Here is a 5,853-nt window from a genome sequence, read left to right on the forward strand (position 1 = left end):
ATCACCTTGACTGGGCCTGTCAGTATTTACGACGAAACGCCCAGCCATCGCAGCAGAGTAAATCCAGGCAGGGCAATGGGTTACGTGACATTTATGAACATTTTAATGCTTAAGTACCTGGCTATGAGGGCCAACAGCAAAGCGGTGGCAATATGCCACCGCTTTTATTTGGTTTACTTACCGCCCTTTCCCTTGCCGGCACCACCGCCACCGCTGTCGGTAGTGTTCAGGTTAATCCTGACCCTGGCCTGGGCCTGATGGCGCCCGTTGGATATCTGGTAATCGAAGCTGTCACTGTTTTTGAAGCTACGCGCCGGGGTATAGCTCAGGCTGCCATCGTCATTGACCTGCACGCTGCCCTTGGCCCCCTGGGTCACTCCCACCACCCGCAAGGGGGCATCGGCCGGATCCCAGTCGTTATGCAATACAAAGATGGTGATGGGCGCCACCCTTTCCATGACCGCATCGTCATCCACCGCCACCGGCGGCAGCTCCTCGGCAACAACCTCATAAACCAGCCCAGCCTGGCGCTGGCCATCCTGATGCAAGGCGCTGAGCGTCAGTCCGTAAGCACCCGGATTGCTCCCTGTGGGGGAAGTCACCGCCAGGGTCGTTTCCATCACGTCACCCGGCGCCAGGGACATCAGGCTGTCGGCCAGTTGCAGCGACCAACCGGCCGGACCTTGTGCCTCAAGCGCAATATCCATGCTGCCACAGCTGGCATCATTGGGGTTGGTTACCCGCAACTGGTAGTTCAGTGTTGTTCCTGCCCCACCTTGCTGGCTGGCAGGAATGGGCTCCAGCACGGGCTCCTGCAAGGAGCAGGGCTGATCAAACAGCCGGATATCGACCATCGCCTCGTCGGCATCCACCCGCACCGGCGTGATTTCCAGCAAGCCTTCCGGATCGACAAAGGTTCTGCCCGCTTCCAGCGCCGGATCCCGGGTATAGAGATCGGCATTGGTTTCCGGCGTCATATCCAGCAGGTAAACCCCGTTGGAACCACCACCCTCGTAGTGCACCCGAACGTTGATGCCATTGACGATATTATGAGCATCCATCATGCCGCCATCGATAAAGCTATCAAAGCCGACAGGCTGGCGGTATTCCAGGTAGTACCAGGTCTTGCGACCATTCTCATTGATATTTTTCAGCACCCGAAACGCCTTAACCCCGGCTCTGGAATCGGCCACCGGTATCAGACGGTACTGCCCGCTTCCGGTTACCGTTACCACTTCCTGCTCGTCCAGCCAGCCCAGCCGGCGCTTTTGCACCGCGTTGAAATGGCCGGAAGGGGCCCAGCCCATCACGTCCAGACCATCGCCGTATTCCAGGTTTTGGCAGTTGGGCCAGGGGGAGCTGCCCACGGACCCGCCACCGGGCCCCACACTGGTTCCGTCGGAACACACCAGTGAGTGGGCGTGCACCGTGCCCAGGTTATGGCCAAACTCGTGGGCCATGGTAGTCAGGGTCAGGCTCTGGTTAATCCAGGCGTGGGAGCTGGTGCCTCCCACCGTGGCACTGCCGGAAAAACCGCAGGCATTACGAGGAAACACATAAACAAACCGCTGGTAGTTGGCCACCGCCACGCCGGCGGCGGACGCCTCGGCCTGGGCCTGGCTGGCGAGGGTGTTGACATCACACTGCTGGCTCGACAGCGCCAGGGTAAACCAGCCGGCTACATCCCCCTTCAGCCAGGCGCGGCCATAGGTATTTTCCAGGTAGTAGTCGTTGACCTGGCCGAATACCAGATCCCGGGCAAACTCCCTGCTGTAGGGTTGCTCGATTTTGTCGGAAAAATTCACCAGCAATACCAGGGTCTTCTGCTCACCAAGGCTGGGCCCGCTGGTTGTGGTTCCCGAGCCGGTAGAGCCGCCGTCGCCTCCGGTATACAGGATCTCCAATTCGGCATCGACCACACCGGCATCAACCGTTGAGTCTTCCATTTTCGGCAATAACCAGCCCCTGGCCTTGACCCGGCTTCCGTGAGGCAGTTCGGACTGCTGTTCAGTCCCGAACAGCATGACTGCATTACCTTGCTCCGTTACCAGCCGGTGCAACAGGCGATGGCGGCCGTCGGCATAATCCTCGTAACGGGCATCCAGCTCACCCTCAACCTCGAAGCGCTGCTCCAGCCTGGACCTGACTTCGTCCGGCATGCCTTGTTGCTTTTCCGCGGGAATCACAGCCCGCAGCACCGCTTGCGGATGTGTTTCGGCCAGCTCGCTCAACAGCAGCAGCCGCGCTTCGGCCAGCTCAACAAGCCTTGCCAGGGCGCGGGGTTTCTCCGCGGCAGTGGCGGCCAGCCAGCGCTGTTGCTGCGCCAGCAGGGCCCGGGTGTGTTCCTCGGCCTGCTGCCTGGCCTTTTGCCTGTCCGCTATGGTGATGGCTGCGGCAGGCCGGTTTTGGTGTTCCGCTTCGGCCAGGGCCGGCAACGGCATACTCAGCGCGGCGGTGATACCACCGGCCACCAGAAAATAGGCAATAGCAGGCCTGGAGAGGCGCATCGGTTTCTCCCAACAATTAAGCACAAAAATCCCTGCCCCTTAAACGGAGCCATTCAAATCTTTATTAATTGATTGCTTGCCCAGGCGGCAGCCAAACTGCATTTGATTCAGGCCGACAATAAGAAACTCAAATGGTTCTCTCTTGACCGGACGGCGGGCACTATAGCACGGGGGTTTGGCGATTTTTTATTCCCTATTGGTATAAAAACATCCACTTTGACTAAATAAAACGCAAAAGGAGCCTATTGGAAATGATAGTAAAATGTTAAGTACAGGATATTAATGGCATTATTAAACTGTTTACTTTTTAATCACTTAGAATATAACCATTAATGACTCGTCCCGGTTCGGGTCAATTTTTGTCATCTATATTCTCATATGGAACATGGCAGATGTGCGCCACGTAAACGGGCGCCTACTGGGGGATCGGGATTTGCGCACGCAAAGGGGCGCCTGCAGGAGCGGTGAGCAGGCCATTGACAGGAATGTTGAATAGGAAGGATCAGTGTTCATCCCACAGATCTATTTTCCGAAGGCAATAGCAGCGGGGATAATAACGGCAAAAGGTATGGTCTCCGCAGTAATAACAGACTCGACAGAGCCTCTTGCTGTCACCATCGGCTTCCGGTGGTTTCTTCACTCTCGCGTGTCTCATGGTGTAACACCTTTGCCCTGTTACGGCTGCTTCGCTGGTTCGCCGCTATCAGGAAACAAAGCAATTTTTACACCATTTCAAGCAACAGCAATGGAATCAAACACTTTCGTCAACCAGCCAAAACGCGCCCAGACAAAAGTGTTAAGCCCAAGATACAGTCTCACTCCTTCTTCGAATCCAGAAGCTGGTGCTTCTCCATCAGCCGGTACAGGGTCATCCGCGACACCCCCAGCAGTCGGGCGGCGGAAGACACGTTGTTGTGGGCATGGAGCAGGCCGCGCTTGATGGCCAGCACCTCGGCCTGATCCCTCGCCTGCTCCAGGGTGGGCAACGTCCGGCTGGCCTCGGGGCTTTCCAGCCCCAGATCGGCGGCGGTGATCAGCCGGTTCTCGGTCATCACTATGGCCTTGCGCACCCGGTTGATCAGCTCCCGCACGTTACCGGGCCAGTCGTGCTGGTTCATGGCGGCAATGGCCTTGCGGCTGAAGCCCCGCACCTTGTGGTGCTGCCCCTCGGTAAACTTGCGGAAAAAGAAATTGGCTAGCAGTTCAATGTCACCTTCCCGCGCCTTGAGGTCAGGCACCTCTATGCTGAGCACGTTCAGCCGGTAATAAAGATCCTCCCGAAAGCCGCCATCCTTGACCTCTTCTTTCAGATCCCGGTGAGTGGCGGCAATGACCCTGGCGTCTATATACAGGGTTTCGGTGCCCCCTACCCGCTCTATGGTTTCTTCCTGCAAAAAACGCAGCAGGTTCACCTGCAACGGCAGCGGCAGATCGCCGATTTCGTCCAGGAACAGGGTGCCGCCCATGGCGGCCTCTATCCGGCCTATCTTGCGGCAGTGGGCGCCGGTAAAGGCGCCTTTTTCGTGGCCGAACAGCTCCGCCTGTACCAGGTTTTCGGGCAAGGCGCCGCAGTTGAGCGCCACAAAGGGCCCCATCTGCCGCCGGGAACGCTGGTGAATGGCGCGGGCGATCAGCTCCTTGCCGGTGCCGCTGCTGCCGGTGATCAACACGGTGGCGTCCACCCCCGCCACCTTGCGGATCTGGCTGAACACCAGCATGATGGCCGGGCTGGCCCCCACCATCTGGCATTCTTCCCGGTAGCGGCGCTGCTCGTATTCGAGATCCCGTAATTGCCCCAGCCCGTAGGCATGGCCCAGGGTGGCGGAAAGATAACGCCCCTTGTCCCCCAGTGGCAGGGTGTAATAGTCGAAGAAATAGTCATGGATCAACTGGCTGAGGGCGCCCTTGTCGACCTTCTCCGACTCTACCAGGGCTATCCAGTTGATCGGTGGCGCTTCCTCCACCAGTTGTTCAAAGGCCAGCCGCTGCTCCTGGTCAAGCTCATCGAAGCGGACAAGAGCCACCTGGAATTTACAGTCGTATACCGCCGCCCTGGCTTCCTGAACGGAGTTGACCCGCACCACCAGCCAGTCTTCCAGCAAGGCGGCGATGTCTTCTCCCTTGCCCGGGGAAAGATGAAGGTAGAGCACCTTTCTCGGCGCGGGTTTGTTGTCACTTTCCCTGCTTTGGTGTTCTGCTTTGGTTATCATCGATCTGTGGCCCGTCCTGGAACAGATACCCACTAGTTTAGTACAAGCCGATGCCCTCACCCGGAAAAACCCCGTCCTCGGCTGGCCGGAGCGGACATCCGCCTTCTATATTAATGAATACGTGAACCCAGGGATGGTCATCATGTACGGCAACTATTTCGGCCTTAACGATCTGCCTTTTTCCATAGCACCGGACCCCCGTTACCTCTATCTCAGCCAGCAGCACCGGGAGGCGCTGGCTCACCTGCAATACGGGCTCAGTTGCCCCGGCGGTTTCGTGCTGCTCACCGGCGAGGTCGGCACCGGCAAGACCACCGTCTGCCGCTGCCTGCTGGAGCAGGTGCCGGAACAGACCGATCTGGCCTTTATCCTCAACCCCAAGTGCACCGCCCAGGAGCTGCTGGCCGCCATCTGCCAGGAGCTGAACATCGCGGTGCCGGAGCAGGCCAACCTCAAGCAGCTGACCGATGCCATCAACCATCACCTGCTCGACACCCATGCCCAGGGGCGCCATGCGGTGCTGATCATCGACGAGGCCCAGAACCTCTCCACCGAGGTGCTGGAGCAGATCCGGCTGCTGACCAACCTGGAAACCAACACCCACAAGCTGCTGCAGATCATCCTGCTGGGCCAGCCGGAACTGGCGGACAAGCTGAAACTGCCGGAGCTGCGCCAGCTGTCCCAGCGGATCACCGCCCGCTATCACCTGAGCCCGCTGACCTTCGCCGAAATGCAGGCCTATATCGCCCACCGCCTGTCGGTGGCGGGCATAGAGGCCTCCCTGTTCCATCCCAACAGCCTGCGCCGGCTCTATCGCCTGACCCGGGGCATCCCCCGGCTGATCAACGTTATCTGCGACCGGGCCCTGCTCGGCGCCTATGTGCAGCGGCTGCCCCGGGTGGATCTGGCCACCATGAACCGGGCGGCCACCGAGGTACTGGGCAAGCCGGCAACCCGGCCGAACAGGTGGCCCTGGGCCCTGGCCGCCTGCCTGCTGGCGCTGGTGATCGGCGCCGCCCTGTCGGGCTGGCAACACTGGCTGCCGGCCCCCGGCATCGCCCAGCTGTCTCAGGCCGCACCGGTCGAAGAGGAACCACAGGCCCCGCCTGCCGAGGTAGCGGCCGAGGCCAGTCTAC

The 5,853-nt window shown here is 59.4% G+C and carries 3 protein-coding genes; 1 reads left to right on the top strand and 2 read right to left on the bottom strand.

Annotation, left to right across the window (positions count from 1 at the left end; translation table 11 throughout):
• Positions 1–173: 173 nt before the first annotated feature.
• Together CGX12_RS18570 and CGX12_RS18575 are read right to left on the bottom strand one after the other, a co-directional pair.
• Positions 174–2,507 carry an Ig-like domain-containing protein gene (locus CGX12_RS18570; protein ID WP_094041365.1) on the bottom strand — a complete coding sequence of 778 codons (2,334 nt, stop codon included), beginning with the start codon at positions 2,505–2,507 and terminating at the stop codon, positions 174–176.
• An 815-nt stretch (positions 2,508–3,322) separates the two neighbouring features.
• Positions 3,323–4,717, bottom strand: a complete 1,395-nt coding sequence (locus tag CGX12_RS18575) for a sigma-54 dependent transcriptional regulator (RefSeq protein ID WP_094041366.1) — start codon at positions 4,715–4,717, stop codon at positions 3,323–3,325.
• Positions 4,718–4,859: 142 nt separating this feature from the next.
• On the opposite strand from CGX12_RS18575, the gene CGX12_RS18580 reads away from it, so the two are divergent.
• On the top strand, positions 4,860–5,853 hold a 994-nt coding region (locus CGX12_RS18580), incomplete at its 3' end, for an ExeA family protein (RefSeq protein WP_142995701.1).

It is taken from the genome of Zobellella denitrificans (assembly GCF_002237365.1).
GTDB classification, from domain to species: domain Bacteria; phylum Pseudomonadota; class Gammaproteobacteria; order Enterobacterales; family Aeromonadaceae; genus Oceanimonas; species Oceanimonas denitrificans.